At 72.8% G+C, this 26,692-nt stretch carries 23 protein-coding genes and 2 pseudogenes; 17 read left to right on the top strand and 8 right to left on the bottom strand.

What is annotated here, in order from left to right:
* Positions 1-692 (top strand): annotated as a pseudogene (locus JNW87_RS12880) (hypothetical protein); the annotation flags it as partial.
* A 9-nt stretch (positions 693-701) separates the two neighbouring features.
* Here JNW87_RS12880 and JNW87_RS12885 read toward each other — a convergent pair.
* A complete protein-coding gene (locus JNW87_RS12885) occupies positions 702-2,750 on the bottom strand; it encodes a SpoIIE family protein phosphatase (protein ID WP_201749461.1) in 2,049 nt (682 codons plus the stop codon).
* Positions 2,751-3,096: 346 nt separating this feature from the next.
* Between JNW87_RS12885 and JNW87_RS40630 the strand changes: the two are divergent.
* The 3 genes and pseudogenes from JNW87_RS40630 to JNW87_RS12900 form a co-directional block, all read left to right on the top strand.
* Positions 3,097-3,484 (top strand): annotated as a pseudogene (locus tag JNW87_RS40630) (HAMP domain-containing protein); the annotation flags it as partial.
* Positions 3,464-7,093 carry a HAMP domain-containing protein gene (locus JNW87_RS12895; protein ID WP_238453761.1) on the top strand — a complete coding sequence of 1,210 codons (3,630 nt, stop codon included), beginning with the start codon at positions 3,464-3,466 and terminating at the stop codon, positions 7,091-7,093. The pseudogene JNW87_RS40630 and the gene JNW87_RS12895, both read left to right, overlap by 21 nt.
* A complete protein-coding gene (locus tag JNW87_RS12900; RefSeq protein ID WP_109800065.1) occupies positions 7,090-7,647 on the top strand; it encodes a two-component system response regulator in 558 nt (185 codons plus the stop codon). The genes JNW87_RS12895 and JNW87_RS12900 overlap by 4 nt, the downstream gene beginning before the upstream one ends.
* Before the next feature lie 3 nt (positions 7,648-7,650).
* On the opposite strand, the gene JNW87_RS12905 is transcribed toward JNW87_RS12900, so the two are convergent.
* Complete coding sequence (locus JNW87_RS12905; RefSeq protein ID WP_109800066.1) at positions 7,651-8,160, bottom strand: GbsR/MarR family transcriptional regulator; 510 nt, start codon at positions 8,158-8,160, stop codon at positions 7,651-7,653.
* Positions 8,161-8,254: 94 nt separating this feature from the next.
* Between JNW87_RS12905 and JNW87_RS12910 the strand changes: the two genes are divergently transcribed.
* Positions 8,255-9,157 carry an ABC transporter ATP-binding protein gene (locus tag JNW87_RS12910; RefSeq protein WP_109800067.1) on the top strand — a complete coding sequence of 301 codons (903 nt, stop codon included), beginning with the start codon at positions 8,255-8,257 and terminating at the stop codon, positions 9,155-9,157.
* Positions 9,154-10,746, top strand: a complete 1,593-nt coding sequence (locus tag JNW87_RS12915) for an ABC transporter permease (protein ID WP_109800068.1) — start codon at positions 9,154-9,156, stop codon at positions 10,744-10,746. Before JNW87_RS12910 ends, JNW87_RS12915 begins: the two co-directional genes overlap by 4 nt.
* Positions 10,747-10,865: 119 nt before the next feature.
* Here JNW87_RS12915 and JNW87_RS12920 read toward each other — a convergent pair whose 3' ends face one another.
* Positions 10,866-11,198: an STAS domain-containing protein gene (locus tag JNW87_RS12920; RefSeq protein ID WP_089011677.1), complete on the bottom strand. Its 333-nt coding sequence runs from the start codon at positions 11,196-11,198 to the stop codon at positions 10,866-10,868.
* 191 nt (positions 11,199-11,389) lie between these two features.
* On the opposite strand from JNW87_RS12920, the gene hemL reads away from it, so the two are divergent.
* From hemL to ccsB, 6 genes are read left to right on the top strand one after another with little or no spacing between them, the layout of a single operon-like run.
* Positions 11,390-12,727 carry a glutamate-1-semialdehyde 2,1-aminomutase gene (gene hemL / locus JNW87_RS12925; protein WP_109801835.1) on the top strand — a complete coding sequence of 446 codons (1,338 nt, stop codon included), beginning with the start codon at positions 11,390-11,392 and terminating at the stop codon, positions 12,725-12,727.
* 5 nt (positions 12,728-12,732) lie between these two features.
* The gene (locus JNW87_RS12930) at positions 12,733-13,380 is read left to right on the top strand and encodes a histidine phosphatase family protein (protein ID WP_109801836.1); all 648 of its coding nucleotides are present in this window, start codon (positions 12,733-12,735) and stop codon (positions 13,378-13,380) included.
* Positions 13,380-13,952: a redoxin domain-containing protein gene (locus tag JNW87_RS12935; protein WP_109801837.1), complete on the top strand. Its 573-nt coding sequence runs from the start codon at positions 13,380-13,382 to the stop codon at positions 13,950-13,952. The genes JNW87_RS12930 and JNW87_RS12935 overlap by 1 nt, the downstream gene beginning before the upstream one ends.
* Complete coding sequence (locus tag JNW87_RS12940) at positions 13,952-14,800, top strand: cytochrome c biogenesis CcdA family protein (RefSeq protein ID WP_109801838.1); 849 nt, start codon at positions 13,952-13,954, stop codon at positions 14,798-14,800. Before JNW87_RS12935 ends, JNW87_RS12940 begins: the two co-directional genes overlap by 1 nt.
* Entirely contained in the window at positions 14,800-16,407 is a 1,608-nt protein-coding gene (locus JNW87_RS12945) for a cytochrome c biogenesis protein ResB (RefSeq protein ID WP_109801839.1), read from the top strand. Before JNW87_RS12940 ends, JNW87_RS12945 begins: the two co-directional genes overlap by 1 nt.
* Positions 16,407-17,381: a c-type cytochrome biogenesis protein CcsB gene (ccsB, locus tag JNW87_RS12950; RefSeq protein WP_109801840.1), complete on the top strand. Its 975-nt coding sequence runs from the start codon at positions 16,407-16,409 to the stop codon at positions 17,379-17,381. Before JNW87_RS12945 ends, ccsB begins: the two co-directional genes overlap by 1 nt.
* Positions 17,382-17,448: 67 nt before the next feature.
* On the opposite strand, the gene JNW87_RS12955 is transcribed toward ccsB, so the two are convergent.
* Both JNW87_RS12955 and JNW87_RS12960 read right to left on the bottom strand, forming a co-directional pair.
* A complete protein-coding gene (locus JNW87_RS12955) occupies positions 17,449-18,792 on the bottom strand; it encodes a hypothetical protein (RefSeq protein WP_238453762.1) in 1,344 nt (447 codons plus the stop codon).
* A gap of 229 nt (positions 18,793-19,021) precedes the next feature.
* Complete coding sequence (locus JNW87_RS12960; RefSeq protein WP_109801842.1) at positions 19,022-19,492, bottom strand: MarR family winged helix-turn-helix transcriptional regulator; 471 nt, start codon at positions 19,490-19,492, stop codon at positions 19,022-19,024.
* Between the two features lie 63 nt (positions 19,493-19,555).
* Between JNW87_RS12960 and JNW87_RS12965 the strand changes: the two genes are divergently transcribed.
* A complete protein-coding gene (locus JNW87_RS12965; RefSeq protein WP_109801843.1) occupies positions 19,556-20,116 on the top strand; it encodes a carboxymuconolactone decarboxylase family protein in 561 nt (186 codons plus the stop codon).
* 3 nt (positions 20,117-20,119) lie between these two features.
* Here the strand turns inward: JNW87_RS12965 and JNW87_RS12970 are convergent, their stop codons facing one another.
* Positions 20,120-20,992: an alpha/beta fold hydrolase gene (locus JNW87_RS12970; protein ID WP_109801844.1), complete on the bottom strand. Its 873-nt coding sequence runs from the start codon at positions 20,990-20,992 to the stop codon at positions 20,120-20,122.
* Positions 20,993-21,124: 132 nt separating this feature from the next.
* Here JNW87_RS12970 and JNW87_RS12975 point away from each other — a divergent pair, with 132 nt between their 5' ends.
* Entirely contained in the window at positions 21,125-22,585 is a 1,461-nt protein-coding gene (locus tag JNW87_RS12975; protein ID WP_109801845.1) for a menaquinone biosynthesis decarboxylase, read from the top strand.
* Entirely contained in the window at positions 22,585-23,496 is a 912-nt protein-coding gene (gene mqnP / locus JNW87_RS12980; RefSeq protein ID WP_109801846.1) for a menaquinone biosynthesis prenyltransferase MqnP, read from the top strand. The genes JNW87_RS12975 and mqnP overlap by 1 nt, the downstream gene beginning before the upstream one ends.
* Before the next feature lie 9 nt (positions 23,497-23,505).
* Here mqnP and JNW87_RS12985 read toward each other — a convergent pair whose 3' ends face one another.
* Positions 23,506-24,471 (bottom strand): terpene synthase family protein, encoded by a 966-nt coding sequence (locus JNW87_RS12985; protein WP_109801847.1) that lies wholly within the window; start codon positions 24,469-24,471, stop codon positions 23,506-23,508.
* A 167-nt stretch (positions 24,472-24,638) separates the two neighbouring features.
* On the opposite strand from JNW87_RS12985, the gene JNW87_RS12990 reads away from it, so the two are divergent.
* Complete coding sequence (locus tag JNW87_RS12990) at positions 24,639-25,283, top strand: UbiX family flavin prenyltransferase (RefSeq protein ID WP_109801848.1); 645 nt, start codon at positions 24,639-24,641, stop codon at positions 25,281-25,283.
* Between the two features lie 26 nt (positions 25,284-25,309).
* On the opposite strand, the gene JNW87_RS12995 is transcribed toward JNW87_RS12990, so the two are convergent.
* The gene (locus JNW87_RS12995) at positions 25,310-25,576 is read right to left on the bottom strand and encodes a BldC family transcriptional regulator (RefSeq protein ID WP_109801849.1); all 267 of its coding nucleotides are present in this window, start codon (positions 25,574-25,576) and stop codon (positions 25,310-25,312) included.
* Between the two features lie 269 nt (positions 25,577-25,845).
* On the opposite strand from JNW87_RS12995, the gene JNW87_RS13000 reads away from it, so the two are divergent.
* Entirely contained in the window at positions 25,846-26,304 is a 459-nt protein-coding gene (locus JNW87_RS13000; protein ID WP_109801850.1) for an Lrp/AsnC family transcriptional regulator, read from the top strand.
* Positions 26,305-26,692: the final 388 nt, after the last annotated feature.

The following is a 26,692-nucleotide window of genomic DNA, read 5'->3' on the forward strand; positions in this document are numbered from 1 at the left end:
CTGGTGGGCCTGCTCGGCCCGGAGGCGGTGGCCGGGCACGCCGCCCCGGAGTGGTGGGGGCGCTACCCGTTCGGCCCGGGCGAGACCGCGCTGCGGATCCCGCTGCCCCCGCCGACGGGTCCACCCCGACCACCCCTCGGTCCTCGCCGCCCGACCATCCCTCGATCGCCCGGCGGTCGGTCGGGCCGGCCGCGGCGGGCAGCCTCGTGGTGCTGCTGGAGGGCGGCCCGGCCGACGTCGCGGAGCGCGTGGAGCGGCTGGTGGGCCTGCTCGGCCCGGAGGCGGTGGCCGGGCACGCCGCCCCGGAGTGGTGGGGGCGCTACCCGTTCGGCCCGGGCGAGACCGCGCTGCGGATCGAGGTGCCCATCAACGACCTGCACGCGGCGGTGTACGCGCTGCGCGACGCCGCCGGCAGCGCGGTGCCGGTCCGCGGCTCGGCCGGTATCGGCACGGTGCACGCCGCGCTGCCCGGGTCCCTGCCGCCCGACCGGGTGGCGTCGATCGTCGCCGCGGTGCGCGGGGTGCTGCTGGCCCGGCGGGGCCGCTGCGTCGTGGTGGCCGCGCCGGCGCCGGTCCGCCGGGTGGTCGACCTCTGGGGCGACCTGCCCACGCTGCCCCGCCTGCGGGCGGCCAAGGAGCACCTCGACCCGCACCAGCGCCTCGCCCCCGGCCGCCTCCCCGGCGGTCTCTGACCTCCGTTGTCAGAGGGCGTCGTTGCGGAGGACCAGGATGGCGATGTCGTCGCGGGGGGCCTCCACCGAGAAGCCGATCGCGGTGGCGCGCAGCCGGGCGGCGACCACGTCCGCCGAGTAGCCGGCCAGCGGGGCGGCCGCGTCGCGCAGCCGCTCGGTGCCGAAGAGCTCCCGGCCGCGCCGGCGCTCGGTCACCCCGTCGGTGTAGAAGATCAGCGCGTCGCCCGGGCCGAGCGAGATCTCGGCGGTGGGCGTGGCGATCGAGTCGAGCAGCCCGAGCGCCGTGCCGCCGGTGCCGACGAAGTCGGCGCCACCACCGCCGCTCAGCAGCACCGGCCGGTCGTGGCCGGCCAGGTGCAGGGCCACGTCGAGCTGGTCGCCCCCGGCCGGCCCGACCGCCGCCAGGGCCAGCGTGCAGTATCGGCCGCCGCCCCGCTCGACCAGCGTCTCGTTCAGCCGGCTCAGCACCTCCGGCAACGGCTTGCCGTCGCCGACCAGCACCCGGATCACGTCGCGGACCAGCCCGGTGACCGCCGCCGCCTGGACGCCCTTGCCGGACACGTCACCGATGACCACCAGCCAGCGGCCGTCCGGCAGCGGCACCACGTCGTAGAAGTCGCCCCCGACCTCGGCGTCGTCGCCGGTCGGGACGTACTCGGCGGCGAAGCCGATGCCCTCCACCACCGGGAGCACCGGCGGCAGCAGCGACTGCTGGAGGGTCTGCGCGACCCGGCGCCGTTCGGCGTGGATCCGGGCGTTCTCGATCGCCAGGGCGGCCCGGCGGGCCACGTCCTCCAGCACCGAGACCTCGTCCGGGTCGTGCCGGTGCCGCTGGTGCCGGCCGACGGCCAGCGTGCCGAGCCGCTGGCCGCGGGCGATCAGCGGGACGGCGAAGCCCTCCATCGGGGCGCCGAGCGGGACCTGCGACGCGCTCCGCGACGCCTCGCGCAACCGGGCCTGGATCGAGTCCGGCCCGGTCTCCTGGAGCACCTTGTGCAGCTGCGGCAGCACCGACTCGTCGGCGTGGCTGGCCGCGGCGAGCCGCAGCCGACCCCACTCGTCGGTGGTGTGCACCGCGCACCACTGGCCGAGCCGGGGCACCACCAGCTGCGGGATGAGCGCCATGGTCAGCTCGACGTCGAGGGACTGGGCGAGCAGCTCGCTCGCCTCGGCCAGGAAGGTCAGCCAGGCCGACCGGCGTACGTCCGCCCGGCGCAGCCGATCGTTCTCCAGGTGCAGCGAGAGCCGCTCGGCCGCCAGCACCGCGAGCGGTCGGGCGTACGCGGACGGTGCCGCGTCCAGCTCCAGCTCTCCCGCGTACGGGCGGTGCACGGCCAGCGGCACCCGGACCAGCTCGTTGTCGTCCCGGGGCTGCCGGCCGTACCGGGCCAGGACCTGGGTGCCCTGCCCGTCGCCCCGGTCCAGCCGGACCACGCCACCGGCCGCGCCGACCATCTCCGCCAGCCGGGTCACCAGACCGGTCGCGAACTCCGGCAGCGGGTCCTCCGCGTACGGATCGGGGCTGATCTGCATCAGCTCGCTCATCGCGGCCGCGCTCGGCGCGTCGCGCGTCGCGTCGTCGCCGTCGGCGAGGTGGCTGTGCGCCTCCGCGGCCGCCGTCCGCCGCTCCGGCGGCGCGGCGTCGTGCCGGTCCAGCCGGAACCAGACACCCTTCCCGGTGGGCAGGTAGGTGGTGCCCCAGCGGCTGGCGAAGTGGTCCACCAGCAGCAGGCCGCGTCCCCGCTCGGCGACCTCGGTGATCTCGTCGGAGACGTTGCGGACGCCGACCACCAGCTCGTCCACCGGCCCGGCCGCGAAGTCCGAGACGGTCACCGTCAGCCCGGTCTCGTCCGCCGCGACCTCGATGTCCAGCTCGGTGCGGGCGTGTTCGACCGCGTTGGTGGAGAGTTCGGTGGTGAGCAGCAGCGCCTCGTTGAGCAGCTCCTCGAGGTCCGCCTCGGCGAGCACGGACCGGACGAGGGCCCGGGCGGCGGCGGGCGTACGCCGGTCGGCGGGCAGCCGGACGCTACGGACATGACTGTCCGAGTTGTCGGTCATGCCCGGTTCCGCCTCCGCTGACACCTCCGTATCCTCCACCGCCGTCGCCCCGGCTGCCAAACCCCCTGCCGATTGCGCGGGCCGCACCCGCGACGCCCACCGATGGGGCGGAGCGCCGGGGGCCGGGCGGCGGGCCGCTCGGACGGCGCGTGGGAGTGGCGGCTGCGCGCACGTCGTAGCCTCGACGGCGGCACGGGCAGAATGGTGGGATAGGCGCGTGTCGGTACGAGCCGGGCCCCGAGCTGAGCGAGGAATGATGACCACGGCGAAACAGTCGACAGCCGCGGATCCGTCCGCCCCCGATCACGAGGTGCTGCTCGGTGAGCTGGTGGAGGCCCTGCGGCGGGTGCGCAGCGGCGACCTCAAGGTCCGGCTGCCCGCCGGGCCGGCCTGGCCGCCGAGGTCGCCGACGCCTTCAACGACGTGGTGTCGCTGCAGGAGCGGCAGCACCTCGACCTGCGCCGGATCAGCCGGATCGTCGGGCGGGACGGCCGGCTCACCGAACGCCTCGACGACGAGGGCCTGGACGGCTCGTGGGCGGAGGGTCAGCGGGCGATCAACTCGCTGATCGACGACCTGGGCCGCCCCACCACGGAGATCGCCCGGGTGATCGTGGCGGTGGCCGACGGCGATCTCTCCCAGCACATGGCGCTGGAGATCGACGGCCGCCGCTGCGCGGTGAGTACCTGCGCATCGGCCGCACGGTGAACACCATGGTCGACCAGCTCTCGTCCTTCTCCAACGAGGTGACCCGGGTGGCCCGCGAGGTGGGCACCGAGGGCAAGCTGGGCGGCCAGGCCGACGTCCGCGGCGTCGCCGGCACCTGGAAGGACCTCACCGACTCGGTGAACACCATGGCGTCGAACCTGACCGGCCAGGTGCGTTCGATCTCCCAGGTGGCGACCGCGGTGGCCAAGGGCGACCTGTCGCAGAAGATCACGGTCGGGGCGCGGGGCGAGGTCGCCGAGCTGGCCGACACGATGAACTCGCTCACCGACACGCTGCGGCTCTTCGCCGAGCAGGTGACCCGGGTGGCCCGGGAGGTGGGCACGGACGGCAAGCTCGGCGGTCAGGCGGAGGTGCCGAACGTCGCCGGCACCTGGAAGGACCTGACCGACAGCGTCAACTCGATGGCGTCGAACCTGACCAGCCAGGTGCGCAACATCGCCCAGGTCTCCACGGCCGTGGCCAAGGGCGACCTGTCGCAGAAGATCACGGTCGCCGCGCAGGGCGAGATCCTGGAGCTGAAGGACACCGTCAACACGATGGTGGACCAGCTGTCGTCGTTCGCCGACGAGGTGACCCGGGTGGCCCGTGAGGTGGGCATCGAGGGGAAGCTGGGCGGCCAGGCCCAGGTGCGGGGCGTCTCCGGCACCTGGCGCGACCTGACGGAGAACGTCAACCAGCTCGCCGGCAACCTGACCAGCCAGGTCCGCAACATCTCGCAGGTCTCCACGGCCGTCGCGAAGGGCGACCTGTCGCAGAAGATCACCGTGGATGCCCAGGGCGAGATCCTGGAGCTGAAGAACACGGTCAACACCATGGTGGACCAGCTGTCGTCGTTCGCCGACGAGGTGACCCGGGTGGCCCGCGAGGTGGGCACCGAGGGCAAGCTGGGCGGTCAGGCTCAGGTCAAGGGCGTCAGCGGCACGTGGCAGGACCTGACCGACAACGTGAACTCGATGGCGTCGAACCTGACCAGCCAGGTGCGCAACATCGCCTCGGTCACGACGGCGGTGGCCAAGGGCGACCTGTCGCAGAAGATCACCGTCGACGCCCGGGGCGAGATCCTGGAGCTGAAGTCGACGGTGAACACGATGGTGGATCAGCTGTCGTCGTTCGCGGACGAGGTGACCCGGGTGGCCCGTGAGGTGGGCACCGAGGGCAAGCTGGGCGGTCAGGCTCAGGTCAAGGGCGTCAGCGGTACGTGGCGGGACCTGACCGACAACGTGAACTCGATGGCGTCGAACCTGACCAGCCAGGTGCGCAACATCGCCTCGGTCACCACGGCGGTGGCCAAGGGCGACCTCGGCCAGAAGATCACGGTGGACGCGCAGGGCGAGATCCTGGAGCTGAAGAACACCGTCAACACCATGGTGGACCAGCTCTCGTCGTTCGCCGACGAGGTGACCCGGGTGGCCCGAGAGGTCGGCATCGAGGGCAAGCTCGGCGGCCAGGCGCAGGTGAAGGGCGTCTCGGGCACCTGGCGGGACCTCACCGAGAACGTCAACCAGCTCGCCTCGACGCTGACCACCCAGCTCCGGGCGATCGCCCAGGTCTCCACCTCGGTCACCCGGGGCGACCTGACCCAGCGGATCGCGGTCAAGGCGCAGGGCGAGGTCGCCGAGCTGAAGGACAACATCAACCAGATGATCGTCACCCTTCGGGAGACGACCAAGAAGAACGCCGAGCAGGGCTGGCTGGACTCCAACCTGGCCCGGATCAGTGGTCTGCTCCAGGGCCAGCGGGACCTCGGCGAGGTCTGCCGCATGATCATGATGGAGGTGACCCCGCTGGTCGACGCGCAGCTCGGCGCGTTCTTCCTGACGGACAGCTCCGACGGGAGCATGCGACTGCGGTTGACCGCCTCGTACGGCTACGTGGCGCGGGGACACGACGTGACGTTCGGTCCGGGGGAGGGGCTGGTCGGGCAGGCCGCGCTCTCCCGCCGGACGATCCGGGTCAAGGCCCAGCCCGACGGTCGGCTCGTCCTCCGCTCCGGACTGGCCGAGACGCCCCCGGCCGACCTGGTGGTGCTGCCGATCCTCTTCGAGGGCGAGCTGCTCGGCGTGATCGAGTTCGCCAGCGTGACCACCTTCTCCGAGCTGCACCTGTCGTTCCTGGAGCGGCTGGTGCTCACCCTCGGCCTCGCGGTCAACACGATCCAGGCCAACCGGCGTACGGAGGAGCTGCTGGCCCAGTCCCAGCGGCTCGCGCAGGAGTTGCAGGAGCAGTCGGCCGAGCTGCAGCGCACCAACGCCGAGCTGGAGGACAAGGCCCAGCTGCTCTCCGAGCAGAAGGGCAACATCGAGACGAAGAACCGGGAGATCGAGCTGGCCCGGCTCGGCCTGGAGGAGAAGGCGCAGCAGCTCACCCGGGCGTCGGCGTACAAGTCGGAGTTCCTGGCGAACATGAGCCACGAGTTGCGTACGCCGCTGAACTCGCTGCTGCTCCTGTCCCGGTTGCTGGCCGAGAACTCGGAGCAGAACCTCACCCGCAAGCAGATCGAGTTCGCCCGGACGATCCACAGCGCCGGTTCGGACCTGCTCTCGCTGATCGACGACATCCTCGACCTGTCCAAGATCGAGGCGGGCCGGATGGACGTCGAGCCGACCGAGGTGCGGTTCTCCGAGATCCGCGGATACGTCGAGCAGGCGTTCGCCCCGCAGGCCGAGGAGAAGGGCCTCGACTTCCAGGTCCGGGTGGCGAAGGACCTGCCGCCGGCGCTGGTCACCGACGCCCAGCGGTTGCAGCAGATCCTGCGCAACCTGCTCTCCAACGCGGTGAAGTTCACCGACAACGGCGCGGTGACGCTGCGGATCGCCCCGGCCGCGGAGAACGCCGTCTTCGACGTGCCGGCGCTGACCAATGCCCGGCAGGTCATCGCGTTCACGGTGATCGACACGGGCATCGGGATCTCGGACGACAAGCTGTCGCTGATCTTCGAGGCGTTCCAGCAGGCGGACGGCACCACCAGCCGCCGGTACGGCGGAACCGGGCTGGGCCTGTCGATCAGCCGGGACCTGGCCCGGCTGATCGGCGGGACGATCACCGTGTCGTCGGCGCCCGGGCAGGGTTCGACGTTCACCCTCTTCGTACCGGACGTGCTGGCGCCGGACGCGGTGGTGGCGCCGGCGCCGCCGTCGCCGAGCCGCGCGGGCCTGCCGTCGTCGCTGCTCATGCCGATGGAGCTGCCGCAGCCGCCGGAGACCCCGGCGACCCGGCGGCTGGAGGGAGCGACCGTGCTGATCGTCGACGACGACGTCCGCAACGTCTTCGCCCTGACCTCCGCATTGGAACTGCACGGGATGACCGTGTTGTACTCGGACAACGGGGTGGACGGGGTCCGCCTGCTGGCCGAGCATCCGGAGGTGGACATCGTGTTGATGGACGCGATGATGCCGGACCAGGACGGGTACGAGACGACCCGGCAGATCCGGCGCAACCACCGCTTCGCGGACCTGCCGATCGTCTTCCTGACCGCGAAGGCGATGCCGGGTGACCGCGAGTCGGCGCTCGCGGCCGGGGGTAGCGACTACATCACCAAGCCGGTCGACCTGGACGAGCTGATCGAGTTGATGGCGTCGTGGGTCAGCGGCAGCCGAGGCGAGGAGTATTCGTGACACAGATGGCCAAGGCGCTGCTGGTGGACGACCGGCGGGAGAACCTGATGGCCCTGGAGGCGATCCTCCAGGGGCTTCCGGTGCAGTCGGTCGCCGTGGAGAGCGGCGAGGCGGCGCTCAAGCAACTGCTGGTGGACGACTTCGCGGTGATCCTGCTGGATGCCCAGATGCCGGACATGGACGGGTTCGAGACGGCCAGTCACATCAAGCGGCGGGAGCGGACCCGGCACGTACCGATCATCTTCCTCACCGCCGCGGACAAGGACGCCCAGCTCGCGCTGCGGGGCTACGCGGTCGGCGCGGTGGACTACCTGACCAAGCCGTTCGACCCGTGGGTGCTGCGGGCGAAGGTGTCGGTCTTCGTCGAGCTGTGGGTGAAGACCCGGCAGCTCGCCGCCCAGTCCGACGTGGTGCGGGAGCGGGACGCCCAGTGGCGGGTGCTCACCGAGGCGGTGGACGAGGCCACCGCCCTGCTGCGCGGCGACGACGGCCCGGAATCCCGGGAGCGCGCGGTGGACATCCTCGAGCAGGCCCGCTGGGGCAACAGCGCCTGACGGTCAGGCGTCGGCCCGGTCGCCGTGTCCCGTCGCGGCGCGCCGGGCCCGCCACCGCTCGCCGAGCGAGTCGATCTCCTCCTGTACGAAGAGGAAGAAGTCCCGCATCTCGCTGACCCGCTCGCCGCCGGGGGTCTCCCGCCCGGCCAGGGCCGCCACCCCGCCCGCGGCGATGTCGATGAAGTTCTTGTAGAGCCCGGTCTTGGTGATCGTGGCCTCGTACCAGGGGTTGTCCGGCATCCGGTAACGGTCCCGCCGGGAGCCCTTCACCGGCTCGCGGACCAGCATGGCGAACTGGGTGAGGTAGCGGACCGCGCCGGAGACGGCCGCGGCGCTCACGCCCAGCCGCTCGCCGATCTCACCGGCGGTGAGCGGCCCGTCGGCGCTCATCACGGTGAAGAGCACGCGGGCGGCCATCCGGGGGAAGCCGACGTCCGCGAAGGCCATCGCCATCCGTTCGACGAAGAGGTGGATCTCCTCCTCGTTCCGGGCGGGGTGGCGGTCGTCAGCCATCGGCGGATGCTCCTCACTGCCATGTCCTGGACCCGATCGTGCCTCAGGTCTCACAGTCTTCACAAGTCTGTGAAACGAGCGTAGCTTCCAAATCATGGAAACTCCGATTGAGGTGTCCGGCCTGGTGAAGACCTTCGGCCGGACCCGGGCGCTCGACGGACTCGACCTCACCGTCCGCGCCGGGGAGGTGCACGGCTTCCTGGGCCCCAACGGCTCCGGCAAGTCGACCACCATCCGGGTGCTGCTCGGCCTGCTCCGGGCGGACGCGGGGGCCGTCCGACTGCTCGGCGGCGACCCCTGGCGGGACGCCGTCGCCCTGCACCGACGGCTGGCGTACGTCCCCGGCGACGTCACCCTCTGGCCCAACCTGTCCGGCGGCGAGGTGATCGACCTGCTCGGCCGGATGCGCGGCGGGCTGGACCCGAAGCGCCGGGCCGAGCTGCTGGAATCCTTCGAGCTGGACCCGCGCAAGAAGGGCCGGGCCTACTCCAAGGGCAACCGGCAGAAGGTCGGCCTGGTCGCCGCCCTCGCCTCCGACGTCGAACTGCTCATCCTCGACGAGCCGACCTCCGGGCTGGACCCGCTGATGGAGGAGGTCTTCCAGCAGTGGGTGAGCCGCGCCAAGTCCGACGGCCGGACCGTGCTGCTCTCCAGCCACATCCTGGCCGAGGTGGAGGCCCTCTGCGACCGGGTGACGATCATCCGCAACGGCCGGAACGTGGAGACCGGCACCCTCGGCGAGCTGCGTCACCTGCACCGCACCGCGATCGACGCCGAGCTCGCCGGGCCGCTGGACGGCCTCGCCACCCTGCCCGGCGTGCACGACCTGCGGGTCGAGGGCAACCGGGTGCGCTTCGACGTGGACACCGCCGCGCTGGACGCCGCGCTGCGCCGGCTCACCGAGATCGGCGTACGCAGCCTGGTCAGCCAGCCGCCCACGCTCGAGGAGCTGTTCCTGCGGCACTACGAGTCGACCGGCGCCGAGGCGACCCGATGAGCACCCTCACCGGCACCCGTCACCTGGTCCGCCTGATCCTGCGCCGGGACCGCGTCCTGCTGCCGCTCTGGGTGCTGGTCCTCGCCGTGCTGCCGATGTCGTACGCGGCCAGCTTCTTCGAGCTCTTCCCGACCGCCGCCGAGCGGGCCGCGTACGCCGCCGGCACCGCCCGCAACCCGTCGATCGTCGCGCTCCTCGGCCCGGTGTACGGCGAGAGCGTCGGCGCGCTCACCGCCCAGCGTGGCGGCTTCCTGCTGGTGATCATCGCGCTGGCCAGCCTGCTCACCGTCATCCGGCACACCCGCACCGAGGAGGAGGCCGGCCGCCGGGAACTGCTCGGCGGCACCGTGCTCGGCCGGTACGCCGGCCTGACCGCCGCCCTGCTCGTGACGTACGCGGCCAACCTGCTGCTCGGCCTGCTCACCGCCGGCGGGCTCGTCGCCACCGGCCTGCCGGCCGCCGGCTCGCTGGCGTACGGGCTGGCCGGCGCGCTGGTCGGGATCGTCTTCGCCACCGTCGGCGGGCTCGCCGCCCAGCTCACCGAGACGGCGGGCGGGGCACGGGGGATCGCGATCGCCGTCCTCGGGGCAGCCTTCGCGCTCCGCCTCGCCGGTGACGCGGCGGAGCGCGAGTGGCTGAGCTGGCTCTCCCCGCTGGGCTGGGCGCCCCGCATCCGGGCGTACGAAGGCGACCGGTGGTGGGTGGCGGCGCTGTCGGTGGGGCTGTCCGCGCTGCTCGCCGCCGTCGCGTACCCGTTGTCGGTGCGCCGCGACCTGGGTGCCGGGCTGCTGCCGCCCCGGCTCGGGCCGGCCACCGCCGGGCGCGCCCTCAGCGGGCCGTCCGGCCTGGCCTGGCGCCTGCACCGCGGGCAGATCCTCTGGTGGTCGGTCGGCTTCGGCCTGCTCGGGCTGATCCTCGGCGGGGCGGCGAAGGCCGCCGGCAGCTCGGTCGAGGGCAACCCCCAGCTGGAGCAGATCATGACCAGGATCGGTGGCGCCTCCGGGCTGGCCGAGGCGTACCTCGGGGCGACGCTGAGCCTGGCCGGGCTGGCCGCCGCCGGCTACGGTATCCAGGCCGCGCTGCGGATGCGGGCGGAGGAGACCGACGGGCAGGCTGAGCCGGTGCTGGCCACCGGGGTGACCCGGACCGGCTGGCTCCTGTCGCATGTGTTGTTCGCCCTGGTCGGGCCGGCGGTGGTGCTCGCCGTCACCGGTTTCGCGACCGGCCTGACCTACGGGATCAGCGTCCACGACGTGCCGGGCGAGCTGCCCCGGCTGGTCGGCGCCGCGCTGGCGCAGCTGCCGGCCGCCTGGGTGCTGGCCGGCCTCGCCGTGCTGCTCTACGGGCTGCTGCCCCGGCTCGCCCCGGTGGCCTGGGCGGTGCTCGCGGTCTGCGTGCTGCTCGGCCAGCTCGGCGCGGTGCTGGAGCTGAGCCAGTGGCTGCTGGACCTCTCCCCGTTCACGCACACCCCGCAGGTGCTGGGCGACCACTGGCACGCCACCCCGCTCTGGCTGCTGACCGCCCTGGCCGCCCTGCTGTCGGCCACCGGCCTCACGGCCTTCCGCCACCGCGACACCCCCACCACCTGACCCCGCCCCCAGCTTCGGTTGATCATGAAGTTGTTGTCCCGCGCCTCGGCGCGTCGCGGCAACAACTTATGATCGACGGGGGTGAGGCGACCCCGGGCGGAGGCAGTGGGAGGGGTGGGTCAGGGGGCGGTTTCGTTGCGGATCATCAGGGCGGAGCGGAGGCCGGTGATGTCGAGGACGCGGAGGAGGAAGTCGCCGACGTTGCTCAGCACCAGCAGGCACTGCGCGTGGCTGGCCTTGCGGCTGAGCACCACCAGCGTGCCGAGGCCCTGCGAGTCGCAGAAGGTGACCCCGCCCAGGTCGAGCACGATGCGCGGCGGGGGGTCGGCCAGCACCTCATTGACGACTGTCGACAGCTGGGCGGCCGTGAGCATGTCGATCTCACCGGCGAGGCGAAGAACAACTTCGTCACCCGTCCGGTGTACCGTGATGGACAGTTCGGCACGATCCACCCGGTCACCCTATCGCGATCTCGACCACCCGGCCCGCCGAGCCTGCCCCGGTTGCGCGTCCGACCCGGTGCCGACCGCCGGCCCCGGCTGATCTTCGTCCCGCTCGGCCGACCCGCACGCGGGTGAGCCCGGTAACCCCGGTGCGGGGTGGCTGCCGATTCCCCGGCGGGCGCTGACACAATGGCGGCATCGTGACCGATACCCTTTCCGCCGGATCCGGCCGCTACCCAGCCGACGCGCCGGCCTCCGAGGCCCTGTTCGACCGCGCCAAGGCCATCGTGCCCGGCGGGGTGAACTCCCCCGTGCGCGCGTTCCGTGCCGTCGGCGGCACCCCGCGCTTCATGGTCCGGGGGGAGGGTCCCTGGATGTTCGACGCGGACGGCCGGCGCTACGTCGACCTGGTCTGCTCCTGGGGGCCGCTGATCCTCGGCCACGCGCACCCCGAGGTGGTCGCCGCCGTGCAGGAGGCCGCCACGTACGGCACCAGCTTCGGCACGCCCACTCCAGGCGAGGTGGAGTTGGCCGCGGAGATCGTCGCGCGTACCCCGGTCGAGCAGGTGCGGCTGGTCAACTCGGGCACCGAGGCGACCATGTCGGCGATCCGGCTGGCCCGCGGCTTCACCGGGCGCGCCAAGATCATCAAGTTCGCCGGCTGCTACCACGGCCACTCCGACGGGCTACTCGCCGCCGCCGGCTCCGGTGTCGCGACGCTCGGCCTGCCCGACTCGCCCGGCGTGACCGGCGCGGCGGCCGGCGACACCATCGTGCTGCCGTACAACGACATCACGGCGGTCGAGGAGGCCTTCGCGGCCGAGGGTCCGCACATCGCGGCGATCATCACCGAGGCGGCCGCCGGCAACATGGGCGTGGTCGCCCCCCGTGACGGCTTCAACCAGCAGCTCGCCCGGATCGCCCACGCGTACGGCGCGTTGCTCATCGTCGACGAGGTGATGACCGGGTTCCGGGTCACCCGCGCCGGGTGGCACGGCCTCGACCCGTCCGACGCCGACCTGTGGACGTACGGGAAGGTCATGGGTGGTGGGCTTCCCGCCGCGGCCTTCGGCGGGCGCACGGAGATCATGGCGCGGCTCGCCCCGGCCGGGCCGGTCTACCAGGCCGGCACCCTCTCCGGTAACCCCCTCGCCTGCGCCGCCGGCCTGGCCACGCTGCGGCTCGCCGACGACGCGCTCTACCGCCGGCTCGACGAGACGGCCGCCGTCGTGGGCAAGCTCGCCGCCGACGCGCTGGCCGCCGCCGGGGTCCCGCACCGCCTGTCGTGCGCCGGCAGCATGTTCTCGATCTTCTTCACCGACGCCGACGTGGTCGACTACGACAGCGCGCGAACCCAGCAGGTCCCCGCGTTCAAGGCGTTCTTCCACGCGATGCTCGCCGCCGGCGTCTACCTGCCGCCGAGCGCGTTCGAGTCGTGGTTCGTGTCGGCGGCGCTGGACGATGCCGCTCTGGAGCAGATCGCCGCCGCCCTGCCCGGCGCGGCGACGGCGGCGGCAGCGGCGGGTCGCGGGGGGTAGGGAACGTGAGCGAGACGGTGGTCCACGTGCTGCGGCACGGCGAGGTCTACAACCCGGGGGGCGTCCTCTACGGCCGGCTGCCCGGGTTCCGCCTCTCCGAGCTGGGCGTCCAGATGGCCAAGGCCGCCGCGCAGGGGCTCGCCGAGCGGCACGTGGTGCACGTGGTGGCCAGCCCGTTGGAGCGCGCCCAGCAGACCGCCGAGCCGATCGCGGCGCAGTTCGGCCTCCCGGTCGGGGTGGACGAGCGGCTGATCGAAAGCGCCAACTGGTTCGAGGGCAAGAAGGTCTCCCCGGGCGACGGCTCGTTCCGCGACCCGCGCAACTGGTGGGTGCTGCGCGACCCGGTCACCCCGTCCTGGGGCGAGGCGTACCAGGCCATCGCGGAGCGGATGTTCGCCGCGCTGCACGCTGCCCGGGTCGCCGCCGAGGGGCGCGAGGCGGTGCTCGTCTCCCACCAGCTCCCGATCTGGACGCTGCGCCGGTACGTCGAGCGCAAGCGGCTGTGGCACGACCCGCGTAAGCGGCAGTGCGGGCTGGCCAGCCTCACCTCGTTCCACTTCGACGGCGCCAAGGTCGTCGGCATCGGCTACTCCGAGCCGGCGGCCCACCTGGTCGCGATCTCGCCGACCGCCCGGACGGCCAAGGGGGCCTGATGCGCACCCGGAGGCCCCTCGCCGTCCTGCTCGCCGCCGTCACCGCCGTGACGGCGCTGGTCGGCTGCTCCTCCGGCAGCGAGGAGAGCAAGTGCGCCAACAAGGCCGGCGTCATCGAGTGCGCCCCGGACCAGCGCTCGGCGGCCCCGAAGATCACCGGTGACCTGCTCACCGGCGGCAGCTACGACGTCTCGCAGGCCCGCGGCCAGGTGGTGGTGCTCAACTTCTGGGGCTCCTGGTGCGCGCCCTGCCGGGCCGAGGCCGACGACCTGGAGGCCACCTACCAGGCCACCAAGGCCTCCGGGGTGACCTTCCTCGGCATCAACGTGCAGGACAGCAAGGACAAGGCGATCGCGTTCGAGCAGGGCCGGGTCACCTACCCGAGCCTCTTCGACCCGGCCAGCCGGCTCGCGCTGGCCCTGGACATCCCGCCGAACACCATCCCGGCCACCGTGGTCCTGGACCGGGAGGGCCGGATCGCCACCGTGATCCGGGCCGCCGTCACCCAGGACGGCCTGCGCCCCGTCATCGAGCGGATCGCCGCCGAGCAAGCGGCCTCCGGGTCCCGCTGATGGGCGAGACGTTCCGGGAGGTCGCCCAGTCCGGGCCCCTGCTGCTGGCGATCGGCGCGGCGGTGCTCGCCGGCCTGGTCAGCTTCCTCAGCCCGTGCGTCCTGCCGCTGATGCCGGGCTACCTGTCGTACGTCACCGGCCTGGCCGGCGCGGACCTGGAGGGCCGGGCGCGAACCGAGCCGGCACCGGCCGGCGGGGACGCCCCGACCGGCGGCGGGGTCGCCGTGGCGACCGGCGGGGTGGCCGTCGCGGCCCGGCCGGCGGCCGCGGTCAAGGGCCGGGTGCTCGCCGGGACGCTGCTGTTCATCGCCGGCTTCACCGCCGTCTTCACCGCCACCGCGATCCTCTTCTCCGGCGTCGGCAAGGTCTTCTTCCAGCACGAACGCGCCCTGGAGATCGTCATCGGCGGGCTGGTCGTGGTGCTCGGGCTCGGCTACCTCGGCCTGGTGCCGGGGATGCAGCGCGAGTTCCGGATCAACCGGCTGCCCGCCGCCGGACTGCTCGGCGCCCCCGTCCTCGGCGCGGTCTTCGCGCTGAGCTGGCTGCCCTGCACCGGCCCGACGCTCGGCGCGGTGCTCGGCATGGCCACCGTCGGCGGCAAGACCGACCGGGCCGTGGTGCTGGCCGTGGCGTACTGCCTCGGGCTGGGGGTACCGTTCGTCGTCTTCGGGCTGGGCTTCCACCGCCTGCTCGGGGTCTTCCGCGCCGTCCGGCGCAACAGCCGCTGGGTGACCCGGATCGGTGGCGTCCTGCTGATCCTGATCGGCCTGGCGCTGGTCACCGGCGGCTGGCAGAACTTCGTGATCTGGCTGCAGACGCACGTCGGGGTGGGCGAGGTGAGCATCTGATGACGACCGTGGACGACCGGCCGGCCACGCCGCCCGCCGCGGCGCCCCGGCGGCGGGTCAACCCGGTGCTCGCCCTGCTGCGCAACTCGTGGCGGCAGCTGACCAGCATGCGTACCGCGCTGATCCTGCTCTTCCTGCTCGCGGTCGCCGCCATCCCCGGCTCGGTGCTGCCCCAGCGCGGGGTCAACCCGGAGAAGGTCAACCAGTACTTCGTCGACCACCCCGACCTGGCCCCGAAGCTCGACCGGATCGGCGCCTTCGCGGTCTTCGGCTCGATCTGGTTCTCCGCGATCTACCTGCTGCTCTTCACCTCGCTGGTCGGCTGCATCCTGCCCCGGCTGCGGGACCACCTGCGGGCGCTGCGTTCCCGCCCGCCGGCCGCGCCGAAGCGGCTGGACCGGCTGCCCCAGCACGCGGTGCTGGAAGCCCCGGCCGCCGCCGACCCGGCGGCCATCGCCGCCGTGCTGCGCCGCCGCCGCTGGCGGGTCGAGGTCCGCGGCAACGAGGTCTCCGCCGAGAAGGGCTACCTCAAGGAGACCGGCAACCTGCTCTTCCACACCTCGCTCGTCGCCGTGCTGCTCGGGGTCGCGCTCGGCTCCTGGTACGGCTGGCACGGCAACCGGCTGCTGGTGGCCGGCGCGGAGAACGCCTTCTGCAACACCCGCCAGCAGTACAGCGAGGCCTCCCTCGGCCCGCGCGTGGACAGCAGCGACCTGCCGCCGTTCTGTCTCACCCTGGACGACTTCCACGCGAAGTTCCTGCCGTCCGGACAGCCGGCCAGCTTCCGGGCCACCGTGACGGTGGACGAGCCGGACGGGTCGAAGCGGACCGCCGACTTCTCGGTCAACTCCCCGCTGCGGCTCGGTTCCGCCAACGTCTACCTGCTCGGCCACGGGTACGCCCCGATCCTGAAGTACACCGACCGGTACGGCCGCAGCCAGACCAGCACCGTGCCGTTCCTGACCACCGGCGACGTCGGACTGACCGGCGAGGGCCTGGCCGCGTTCCCGGACGCCAACGTCGACCCGAAGACCGGCAAGCGCGCCGCCGACCAGCAGGTCGCCTTCGACGGGCTCTATCTGCCGACAGCCCCGGACACCGGGCCGTTCGTCACGTCGAAGTTCCCCGAGGAGCGGAACCCGGCGGTCGTGCTGGTCGCGTACCGGGGCAACCTCGGGCTGGACGCCGGCATCCCCGGCTCGGTCTACAAGCTCGACCAGCGGCAGGTCGACAACGGCAAGCTCAAGCAGCTCGGCGACCAGAAGCTCGGCGTCGGCGAGAAGTGGACCCTGGACGACGGCAGCACGCTGGAGTTCCTCGGCACCAAGCCCTACGTCACCCTCTCCGTCCGGTACGCCCCCGGGCAGGCGCTGCTGCTCGGCGCCTGTGTGGTGCTGCTCGCCGGCCTGATGGGCTCCCTCTTCGGCCGGCGGCGGCGGGTCTGGTTCCGGGTGACGCCCCCGGACGATGGATCTCCGACGAGCGGTAGTAGCTTGGTGGAGGCCGGTGGGCTGCCGCGCACCGAACACCCAGGGTTCGCCGACGAGTTCGCCCAGTTGGTCGCCGCGGTCCGCGCCGACGAGCGGACGCGAGAAGGAGTCGAGTGATGTCCGCACTCTCCGACCAGCTGGTGACCTTCGCGATCCTGGCGTACCTGGTCGCGATGATCAGCCACGCCGTCGAGTACGCGCTCGGCAACGCCCGGGCGGTGCCGGCCGCCGCCCCGTCCCGGGAGCTGGTCGGCGCGGGTGTCGGCGGCGCCGGCGGGACCGTCGAGGCCCCCGCCGCCCCGGTCCAGAACCGGGCCGGCCGGTCGGCGCAGCGGGCCCTCGTGGCCGGTCGGATCGCCGGCTGGGTCACCGCGCTCGCCGCCGCGCTGCACCTCGGGGCCCTGGTCACCCGGGGGGTCGCCGCCGAGCGGATGCCCTGGGGCAACATGTACGAGTTCGTGCTGACGGTCACCTTCATCGGGACCGCGGCCTGGCTCGCGGTGCTCTGGAAGCGCCCCGCACTGCGCCGGCTCGGGCTCTTCCTGACCCTGGTCATGGTGCTGCTGCTGGCCTTCGCCGAGCTGAAGCTCTACGTCCAGGTCACGCCGCTGATGCCGGCGCTCCAGTCGTACTGGTTCGTCATCCACGTGTCGACGATCGTCTTCGCCTCCGGCATCTTCCTGCTCGGCGTGGTGCCGGCGGCGGCGTACCTGATGCGGGCCGGCTGGGAGCAGGGGCGGCGCAGCTTCCCGTACACCCTGGCCCGCCGGCTGCCGGCGGCGGCCGGACTGGAGCGGATGACCTTCGCGCTGCACGCCTTCGCGTTCCCGATCTTCACCTTCGCGGTGATCGCCGGGGCGATCTGGGCCGAGGCGGCCTGGGGCCGGGCCTGGGGCTGGGACCCGAAGGAGACCTGGGCGTTCATCTCCTGGGTGGTCTACGCCGGCTACCTGCACGCCCGGGCCACCCCAAGCATCAAGCGGAACGTGGCCACCTGGATCGCCGTCCTGGGCTTCCTGACCATGCTGATGAACCTGTTCGGGGTCAACTTCTTCTTCACCGGCCTGCACTCGTACGCCGGCGTCAGCTGACTTCAACCACGACCGCCGGAAGCCCGCGGGCTCCCGGCGGTCGCGTCGTCCCGGAGTCAGCTCACGGTCACCGCGGCGGTGTCGTTCGCCGGGTCGTCGTCGGCCCGCGGATAGCCGTGCGGGATGCGGACCTCGCCGGTAGTCCCGAGCGGGCGTCGATGCGCAGGTCGAAGCCGACCAGATAGGTCTCCCCGGCGGCGAAGATCCCGCCCGGCTTGGTGCAGTACCAGGTGACCGGGACGGTCGGGTCCGGCTCCTCCTCCTCGCTGCCGGCCGGCGAGCAGTTCGCCGGGCGGTTGCTGACGGCGGTCCCGGCGGGCGGGGTGAAGACGAACCAGGCGGCGTTGTTCCCGGAGATGGTGCCGTCCGGCACCCCAGGGCCGTCGTTGCGCAGGCCCACCTCGACCCGGACGGTGTCGCCGGCCGACCCGGTGGCGGTCGCGCCGAGGGCGACCACGTCGAAGGCGCCGCGGATCGCGCGCAGGTAGTACTGCCCGGACGGGTACTGGTGCTCGGGGCCGATCACGTCGACCGGCTGGCCGACCTGACGCAGCCGCAGCGACTGGTCGGCGTCGCGGCGGGTGAAGGTCACGCCCGCGGGCAGCGGACCGGCGGTGTCGGCGGGGGCCACGGTCTGGCTGATCCGCTTGTCGCCGACGGCGGCCGGACCGACCGAGGTGGCGAAGCCGCCGGGGATCTCGTAGCGGGCACCCGGGGTCAGCTCGCCGCCGACGGTGCACACCACGATCGTGCTGAGCTGGTCCCCGGCGCCGTACCGGCAGTTGCGGTACGCGGCGGGCTCCACGCCGACCGGGAAGCGGAGGGTGATCTGGAGGTCGTCCGCCGGCTGGTCGCCGGCGCTGAGCACCGACACCGGCATGGCGAGCTGGTCGCCCGTGGCGGCGCCGCTGACGTATTCGTCGACCAGGTCGATCACGTCCGGCCCGGCGTGCACCGTCACCGTGGCCTGCTGGGCCCAGCCGTCGACGCCGTCGGCCAGCGCGGTGTAGCCGATCGTTCCGGTCGCGCCGTCGGCCGCGCCGGTGACCGCCCTGAGCACGACGGGCAGGGTGCCGTTCAGGGCGCCGAACTCGTCCGGGGTGGCGGTCGGGGGCATCGGGCAGGTGACCGCGGCGGCGTCCGTGACGCACCAGTCCGGGAAGGTCGCGGTGGCCACCCCGGTCAACCCGCTCAGGTCGAAGGTCACCCGGGGGTTGGTCGCCCCGGTGCTGCTCAGGACGAGGCCGGCGGTCCGGCCGGGGGCGCCGGCCGCGCCGATGGTGGTGTCATCGAGCCAACCGCTCACCCAGCCGGGGTCGGTCTCCGCCGCCGCCGGGCTCTCGACTGCCGCGACCATGGTTGCTGCGGCGAGGGCCGCCGTGCCGACCCGGAACGCGCGGGTAACGCGCACAGATCTCATCGAACTCCCTTGAGGAAGGTGGACCGGCCGGGCCAGTTCGGCCCGATCGGCGCGCTGATCCTAAGGGGAGCCGGTGACGAACGGCGTCCCGGTCGTCGGGTGCGACGCCGGCTCAGCACGTCGTCGACGCGCCCCGGGGACGGGGTGCTGTGATCGTCTGCACTCTGCCGACGGGTTCACCGGCGTGTCGCGCCGGCGAGGCGCAGACGATCATGAGCGGTCAGGCGCCGAACCAGCCGGGGACGTCGAGGCGGAAGAAGTCGGCCGAGGCGACCGTGCGCAGGTCGTCCTCCATCGCGGCGACGCGGTCGGGGCCGAGCGTCACCGTCCAGCGGTCGCGCAGCTCGTCGAAGACGACCGCGGAGCGGCGCAGCCCGTCCAGCCCTCGCTCCGTCATCCGGACCAGCTTGCGCCGGGCGTCGGCGGGGTCGTCGGCGCGCTCGAGGTAGCCCAGGGCGACCAGCCGGTCCACCGTCTTGCCGGCGGCCTGCTTGCTGACGCCGAGACGCTGGCCGAGCTCGGAGGCGGTGGTGCCGTCCGGGCCGACGGCCTGGAGGACGAAGCCGTGCGCCGGCCGCAGCTCCGGGTGCCCCTGCCGGGCCAGCTCGGCGTGCAGGTCGTCGATGAGCGTACGGAAGCCGGCCAGCAGCAGCAGGGGCAGCGCGAATCCGGGGCGGTCAGGCGTTGCCATGCTCGACAACCACGTTTACTATTTGGTCAACCACGTTGACCATCGTATCCGAGAGGGGTCGGCATGTCCCGACCGGTCTTCACCGCCCACACCCCCGACACCGCGCCCGCCGCCGCGCGCCCGACCCTGGACGCCGTGCAGAGGAAGTTCGGCTACCTGCCCGCCGCCGTCGCCCTGATGGCCGAGTCCCCCCAGCTGCTGAAGGGCTTCCTCGGCGCCAACGCCGTCTTCGAGGCCGGCAGCCTGGCCCCGGTGGAACGGGAGGTCCTGGTCCTCACCGTGGCCACCCGCAACGAATGCCATCTCTGCGTTGCCATGCACACCCCCACCCTGGCCGGGCACGGCGGTACGCCGGAGCTGGTCGACGCGCTGCGGGCCGGCACCGAACTGCCCGACGCGCGGCTGGAGGCGCTGCGCCGGTTCACCCTGGCCGTCCTCGACCACCGGGGCGCCGTCCCGGACGCCGAGCTGGCCGCCTTCCTCGACGCCGGCTGGCAGCCCCGGCACGCCCTCGACGTGGTGCTCGGCGTCGGCACCTACACCATCTCGACCTTCGCCAACCGGCTCACCGGCGCGCCGCTCGACCCGCCGCTGGCCGCGTACGCCTGGCACCCGGCCGGGTAGACGTCAGCCGCGCAGGAAGGGCAGCAGCAGGGCGCTCAACTCCGCCGGTCGCTCCTCGAAGAGCCAGTGGCCGCAGTCCTCGACCACCTCGCCGGAGACCGTGTCGGCGTACCGGCGGACCTGCTCGGCCACCTGCTCGCCGAGGCTGGCCCGGGCGCCGACGGCGAGCACCGGCATCGGCAGCTTCGTCGACCGGTACGCGGCGTTGTCCGCCACGTCCTGCCCGAACGCCCGGAACCAGTCGAAGCTGGCCCGCAGATGGTCCGGGTCGCGCAGGTGCCGGGCGTACTCCTCGGCGTCCTCCGGCCCGATGCTGCCCTTGTGCACCATCATCGAGTCGGTGAAGCGGTCCACCCAGAGCGCCTCCCGGCCGCCGATCAGCTGCTCCGGCAGCCCGTTGGCGACGTTGAAGAAGCCGAAGTTCCACACCGCCGGGCCGGCGGCCGTCAGGGCCGGGATCGTGTAGAGGCTCTCGTCCGGGATCGGCGCCTCGGTGAGCACCAGCCGGGACACCACGTCGGGATGGGCGGCCGCGTAGGCGTACGCGACCATGGTGCCCAGGTCGTGGCCGACCAGCCGGAGGTCGCCGGTCAGGCCGAGCCCGGTGAGCAGGCCGTGCAGGTCGGCCGCGATGTTCTTCTTGTCGTACCCGCCGGCCGGGGCGTCGCTGTCGCCGAAGCCCCGCAGGTCCGGCGCGACCACCTCGAACGAGCGCACCAGCTCCGGCAGCAGGTGCCGCCACATGTGCCAGCACTGCGGATAGCCGTGCAGCAGCACCAGCGGGGGACCGCTGCCACCCCGGACGTAGTTGAGGCTCACCTCGCCGACCCGTGCCCGCTGCTCGCTGAAACCCGCCGGGATCCGCCCGCCGCCCATCGCCGCCCCCTTCGCCGCCGGACGGCTCGACTACCCGGCGGTCGCCCGGCCATGCCCGGTCCGTGCCGGCATCGGCCGCGTCACACCACCCGGCTTGGGCGACCGGGAGGCCGGTGCGGGAGACTGGCGGACATGGCGGCTCGTGGCTTCCCGTACACCGATCTCAAGGACTTCCTCGCGGCGCTGGAGCGCGCGGGCGAGCTGCGGCGGGTGAGCGTCCCGGTCGACCCCACCCTGGAGATCAGCGAGGTGGTCACCCGGACCGTCCGGGCCGGCGGCCCGGCCCTGCTCTTCGAGCGCCCCACCCGGGGCGAGATGCCGGTCGCGATCAACCTGTTCGGCACCGAGAAGCGGATGGCGATGGCGCTCGGCGTCGACTCGCTCGACGAGATCGGCGAGCGGATCGGCGCGCTGATCAAGCCGGAGCTGCCGGTCGGCTGGTCCGGCATCCGCGAGGGCCTGGGCAAGGTCATGCAGCTCAAGTCGGTGCCGCCGCGCAAGGTGAAGACCGCCCCCTGCCAGCAGGTGGTCTACCGGGGCGACGACGTCGACCTGAACCGGCTGCCCGGCCTCCAGGTCTGGCCCGGCGACGGCGGGATCTTCCACAACTACGGGCTGACCCACACCAAGCACCCGGAGACCGGCAAGCGCAACCTCGGCCTCTACCGGCTCCAGCAGCACGGCCGCAACACCCTCGGCATGCACTGGCAGATCCACAAGGACTCCACCGCCCACCACGCCGTCGCCGAGCGGCTCGGCCAGCGGCTCCCCGTCGCGGTGGCGATCGGCTGCGACCCGGTCGTCTCCTACGCCGCCTCCGCGCCGCTCCCCAGCGACATCGACGAATACCTGTTCGCCGGCTTCCTGCGCGGGGAGCGGGTCGAGATGGTCGACTGCCTCAGCGTGCCGCTCCAGGTGCCGGCGCACGCGCAGATCGTGCTGGAGGGCTACCTGGAGCCCGGCGAGCGGCTGCCGGAGGGCCCGTTCGGGGACCACACCGGCTTCTACACCCCGGTCGAGCCGTTCCCGGTGCTGCACATCGAGGCGATGACCATGCAGCGCGACCCGGTCTACCACTCGATCGTCACCTCCAAGCCGCCGCAGGAGGACCACGGCCTCGGCAAGGCCACCGAGCGGATCTTCCAACCGCTGCTCAAGCTGCTGATCCCCGACATCGTCGACTACGACCTGCCGGCCGCCGGGGTCTTCCACAACTGCGCGATCGTGTCGATCCGCAAGCGCTACCCGAAGCACGCCCAGAAGGTGATGAACGCGATCTGGGGCGCCCACCTGATGTCGCTGACCAAGCTGATCGTGATCGTCGACGCCGACTGCGACGTGCACGACTACAACGAGGTCGCCTTCCGCGCCTTCGGCAACGTCGACTACGCCCGCGACCTGCTCCTCACCGAGGGCCCCGTGGACCACCTCGACCACGCGTCGTACCAGCAGTTCTGGGGCGGCAAGGTGGGCGTCGACGCGACCCGCAAGCTGCCCACCGAGGGCTACACCCGGGGCTGGCCGGAGGAGATGTCGATGTCGCCCGAGGTCGTCTCGCTGGTCGACAAGCGCTGGAAGGAGTACGGGATCTGATGGCGGTCCTCGACGCGCCGGCCGAGAAGCCGGGCCGGGTGAAGTCGTTCCTCAAGCTCGTCGCGATCGAGCACTCGGTGTTCGCGCTGCCGTTCGCGTACCTGTCGGCGCTGACCGCGATGCGGGTCGACGGCGGGCGGGTGCGCTGGCTCGACCTGCTGCTGATCACCGTGGCGATGGTGGGGGCGCGGACGTTCGCGATGGCCGCCAACCGGATCCTCGACCGGCGGATCGACGCGCGGAACCCGCGTACCGCCGGGCGGGAACTGGTCACCGGGGCGGTGAGCGTGCGGACGGCCTGGACCGGCGCGGCCGTCGCGCTGGTGGTCTTCCTCGCCGCCGCCGCCCTGCTCAACCCGCTCTGCCTGGTGCTCGCGCCGCTCGCCGTGATCCCGCTGGTCGTCTACCCGTACGGCAAGCGGTTCACCAACTGGCCGCACACCATCCTGGCGATCGCCCAGGCGGTCGGCCCGGTCGGCGCCTGGCTCGCGGTCACCGGCACCCTCGCCGGCTCCTGGCCGGCCTGGCTGCTCGGCGCGGCCGTCGGCCTCTGGATCGGCGGCTTCGACCTGATCTACGCCTGCCAGGACTCGGAGATCGACCGGGAGATCGGTGTGCACAGTGTGCCCGCCCGGTACGGCCGGCGCTTCGCGCTGCACGCCTCCACCGTCGCGCACGTGGTCACCTTCGCGCTGTTCATCTGGTTCGGCGCGCTGGTCGGCTTCGGCTGGCTCTGGTGGATCGGGCTGGCGTTCACCGCCGTCGCCTTCGGCTACCAGCACCTGGTGGTCAGCCCCACCGACCTCAGCAAGGTCAACCGGGCCTTCTTCACCGCCAACGGCTTCGTCGGAATCGCGCTCTTCGTCTTCGCCCTGCTCGACCTGGTGGTCCGGCTCGACCTGCGCCCCTGAGCGGCGAGGTCAGGACACGGGGGCGACCGGGTAGCGGCCGCTCTCCAACGTCCAGTCCACCGTGCCGCGCACGGCGTAGGCGACCCCGTCGAGGTGGGCGGTGACCGCCTCGTCCAGCGCCGGACCGAACGACGGCACCGCGGCGCGCAGCGCCACGAACCGGGCCATCCCCGCCCGCCAGCGCTCGGCCACCAGGTTCACGGCGGTCCCCACCGGCACCCCGTACTCGGTCGCCATCGCCAGCACCAGGTTGTGCCCACCGGCGCTGGCCCGGTCCTGGTCCAGCGACGCCAGGTCGTTGAACCAGGAGAGCAGGTCGTTGCCGAGGTCGGCGATCCGGCCCAGCGCGGGATGGTGGTAGACCGCATCGGGCAGCGGCCGGCCGGTCGCGAACTCGATCAGCGGGTACGACACGTACGCCGCCGAGGTCGCCCGGCGCAGCTGGACGTACTCGGCCACCCCGGGGGCCCGGCCGGCGGCCTTCGCGACCGCCTCCCGCCAGGCGCCGTCCAAGTGGTCGGCGACCGCGTCGGCGAAGCGCAGCCGCCAGCGGGCGGGCATCCGCCGTCGGGGCTCCCGCCACGCCTGCACGAGCAGCCGCCGCAGCGGCCCCGAGAAGCCGGGATGGCGTGCCCGGGGCCCCTCGCGCAGCAGGGCGAGCGCCCCGTCGCGTAGCGCGCGGATCTGCGGCGGCGTCAGCCGGTCCGGCCGGTCACAGGCGTCGTCCACCAGGAAGAACCAGGTGAACAGGGCGGTCAGCACGCGCAGGTCCGGCTCGGTGGCGTCCGGGTAGAGCCGGCCGGCGTACCGGGCGAAACCCGCCCGGCGCAGTCGACCCAGGGCCACCGCGTCCAGCGGCAGGTCGAGGCCGACGAGCTGGTCGAGCAGCCAGTGCTGGGTGCGGTCGGCGTACGGGGAGAGCCGGGGCGCGAGCGGGCAGCCGGACCGCAGCGACCAGAGCAGCGCCTCCGTCATCCCGATCCCTCCCGTGGCCGTGGATCGCCGACGGAAGCATGCCAGGTCGCCGGGACGGCCGTGACCCGGCGGGACAACGACGACGCTCCCGGGACAAGGGGGACGCTCCGGACCGGCACGACGGGGGTGCCCGCCGGTCCCCGCCGCCGACCAGGCACGCTTGTCGCATGCGCGAACCATGGGTGGTCGGCGTCTCCGGTGCCTCCGGCACGCCGTACGCGGCAGCCGTCGTGCGGGGCCTGCTTGACGCCGGCGCGGCGGTGGACCTGATCGTCTCCCGGGCGGCCCGGCTGACCATCCTGGACGAGACCGGCCGCCCCTTCCGGGACGGGCACTGGGCCGACGACCTGGCCGCCTGGCTGGGTCGTGAGCTGACCGGCGCGGACCTGCGGCACTGGCCCGCCGGTGACCTGGCCGCCGGCCCGAGCAGCGGCTCCTACCGGGTACGCGGCATGGCAGTGGTGCCGGCGAGCACGGCGGCCTGCGCGGGCATCGCGATCGGGCTCTCCAAGGACCTGCTGCAGCGGGCGGCCGAGGTCAACCTGAAGGAGCGGCGGCCGGTGGTGGTGGTGCCGCGGGAGACGCCGGTGACCCGCAGCCACCTGGAGCATCTCATCGCGCTGCACGACGCCGGCGCGGTCGTGCTGCCCGCCAGTCCGGGCTTCTACGGCGCGGGCGCGGCCGCCTCGGCGCAGCAGTTGGTCGACTTCGTGGCCGGCAAGGTGCTGGACGCGCTGGGCGTACCGCACACGCTGTTCCGTCGCTGGTCGGGCGAGCTGGCCGCCGCCCAACGGGACGCGGACCGGACCTGACGGCCGGTCCGCGTGCCGATCCGTACTCAGTACATGCCGGCGTTGGCCGGTCCGGGGCCGGTCGCGGCCGCCGGGCCCATGTTGCGTGGCTTGCCCATGTCCTCCGCCTCGTCCAGCATGCCCTCCCCCTCAAGCAGGGCCCGCACCTCGGATTCCCGAAACCGGCGATGCCCGCCTGGAGTCCGGATGCTGCCTATCCGGCCGGCCGCCGCCCATCTCGTCACAGTCTTCGGGTCAACCCGAAACAGCGCGGCGACCTCACCCGGTGTCAGCAGGCGATCTCCAGTGTCCACAGCCCCCTCCTCGCGTCGACGAAGCCCCCGGCTGAACACACTGCCCCCGGCCGGTGCGAGCCCAGAGCCGTCATGAGGGACGTATGGCAATTACAGCACCAGCGACCTGGCCTGTCCGCCAAAACGCGAAAAACGCACGGCTTGAGAAGTTAGTAAATGCTACCGGCAGAGAACTCCCATGACCATCAGTTTGTGAATGGGTACATGTTGTCACGTTCAACTGATGCCGAGCGTCTCGCGTTACGCCCGAACGGATAGGGTCACTCTCCGTGGACACGATCGACCTGAGCCTCGTGGAGCTGCTGCGCGGCAACGCCCGCCTGTCGTACGCCGAACTGGCCCGCCAGGTGGGCCTCTCCGCCCCGGCGGTGCACGAACGGGTCGGCAAGCTGGAGTCCAGCGGCGTCATCCGGGCGTACCGGGCCGAGGTGGAGCCGGAGGCGATCGGGCTCGGCGTGACCGCGCTGATCGGCATCGTCGAGGACTCCGGCGGGGACACCGACGACGTGTTGGATTCGTTCCGGCAGATGCCGGAGATCGAGTCCTGCTACTTCATGGCCGGGGTGGAGTCGTTCCTGCTCAAGGCGCGGGTGGGCACGATCGCCGAGCTGGAGCAGCTGATCGTCCGGCTGAACCGCACCCCGGGCGTGGCCTCCACCCGCACCGGGATCGCCCTGTCGACCAAGTGGGAGAACCGCCCCCAGCCCGTCGAGCCGCCCACTCCCTGACCCACCCCCGCCGGACGGGGCCCGGCCGGGGCCGCGCCCGGTGCCGTTCGTGGAAGCGTCTCTGGTTCCCTATGCGATTCTCGGCAAGCCGGACATCCGGCTGGCGCTACCATCCCGGTCGGTTACGGGGGTGGCGTGTACGTGGCGGTGGAAGCCGCGACCGAGGGCTGCCCCGCGGACCCGGTGAGGGTGTCGCGGAGGGGTGGTGGGAACCGTGTGCGGCACCTGGCTGACCGGCCCTTTCGGGTTGGTCTCCTGGGGTGTCCGTCCCGCCGGACGCTGACCGGAGGATCCCGATGGGGATTCTGCCGGGGCGGGAACCTGCCGTCGCAAGGGCAGCAGGCGTGAGGTCTTGACCGTTGCAGGTCGGGTCTGCTTCGGGGTGGGT

Source organism: Micromonospora sp. ATA51, from assembly GCF_016802855.1.
GTDB lineage: Bacteria > Actinomycetota > Actinomycetes > Mycobacteriales > Micromonosporaceae > Micromonospora > Micromonospora sicca.

Bases quoted from the DNA above. Each gene is read 5' to 3' on its own strand.
- JNW87_RS12885 (WP_201749461.1), bottom strand. From the start codon at position 2,750: ATGACCGACAACTCGGACAGTCATGTCCGTAGCGTCCGGCTGCCCGCC.
- JNW87_RS12895 (WP_238453761.1), top strand. From the start codon at position 3,464: ATGGTCGACCAGCTCTCGTCCTTCTCCAACGAGGTGACCCGGGTGGCC.
- JNW87_RS12905 (WP_109800066.1), bottom strand. From the start codon at position 8,160: ATGGCTGACGACCGCCACCCCGCCCGGAACGAGGAGGAGATCCACCTC.
- JNW87_RS12910 (WP_109800067.1), top strand. From the start codon at position 8,255: ATGGAAACTCCGATTGAGGTGTCCGGCCTGGTGAAGACCTTCGGCCGG.
- JNW87_RS12915 (WP_109800068.1), top strand. From the start codon at position 9,154: ATGAGCACCCTCACCGGCACCCGTCACCTGGTCCGCCTGATCCTGCGC.
- JNW87_RS12935 (WP_109801837.1), top strand. From the start codon at position 13,380: ATGCGCACCCGGAGGCCCCTCGCCGTCCTGCTCGCCGCCGTCACCGCC.
- JNW87_RS12940 (WP_109801838.1), top strand. From the start codon at position 13,952: ATGGGCGAGACGTTCCGGGAGGTCGCCCAGTCCGGGCCCCTGCTGCTG.
- JNW87_RS12945 (WP_109801839.1), top strand. From the start codon at position 14,800: ATGACGACCGTGGACGACCGGCCGGCCACGCCGCCCGCCGCGGCGCCC.
- ccsB (WP_109801840.1), top strand. From the start codon at position 16,407: ATGTCCGCACTCTCCGACCAGCTGGTGACCTTCGCGATCCTGGCGTAC.
- JNW87_RS12960 (WP_109801842.1), bottom strand. From the start codon at position 19,492: ATGGCAACGCCTGACCGCCCCGGATTCGCGCTGCCCCTGCTGCTGCTG.
- JNW87_RS12965 (WP_109801843.1), top strand. From the start codon at position 19,556: ATGTCCCGACCGGTCTTCACCGCCCACACCCCCGACACCGCGCCCGCC.
- JNW87_RS12970 (WP_109801844.1), bottom strand. From the start codon at position 20,992: ATGGGCGGCGGGCGGATCCCGGCGGGTTTCAGCGAGCAGCGGGCACGG.
- JNW87_RS12975 (WP_109801845.1), top strand. From the start codon at position 21,125: ATGGCGGCTCGTGGCTTCCCGTACACCGATCTCAAGGACTTCCTCGCG.
- mqnP (WP_109801846.1), top strand. From the start codon at position 22,585: ATGGCGGTCCTCGACGCGCCGGCCGAGAAGCCGGGCCGGGTGAAGTCG.
- JNW87_RS12985 (WP_109801847.1), bottom strand. From the start codon at position 24,471: ATGACGGAGGCGCTGCTCTGGTCGCTGCGGTCCGGCTGCCCGCTCGCG.
- JNW87_RS12990 (WP_109801848.1), top strand. From the start codon at position 24,639: ATGCGCGAACCATGGGTGGTCGGCGTCTCCGGTGCCTCCGGCACGCCG.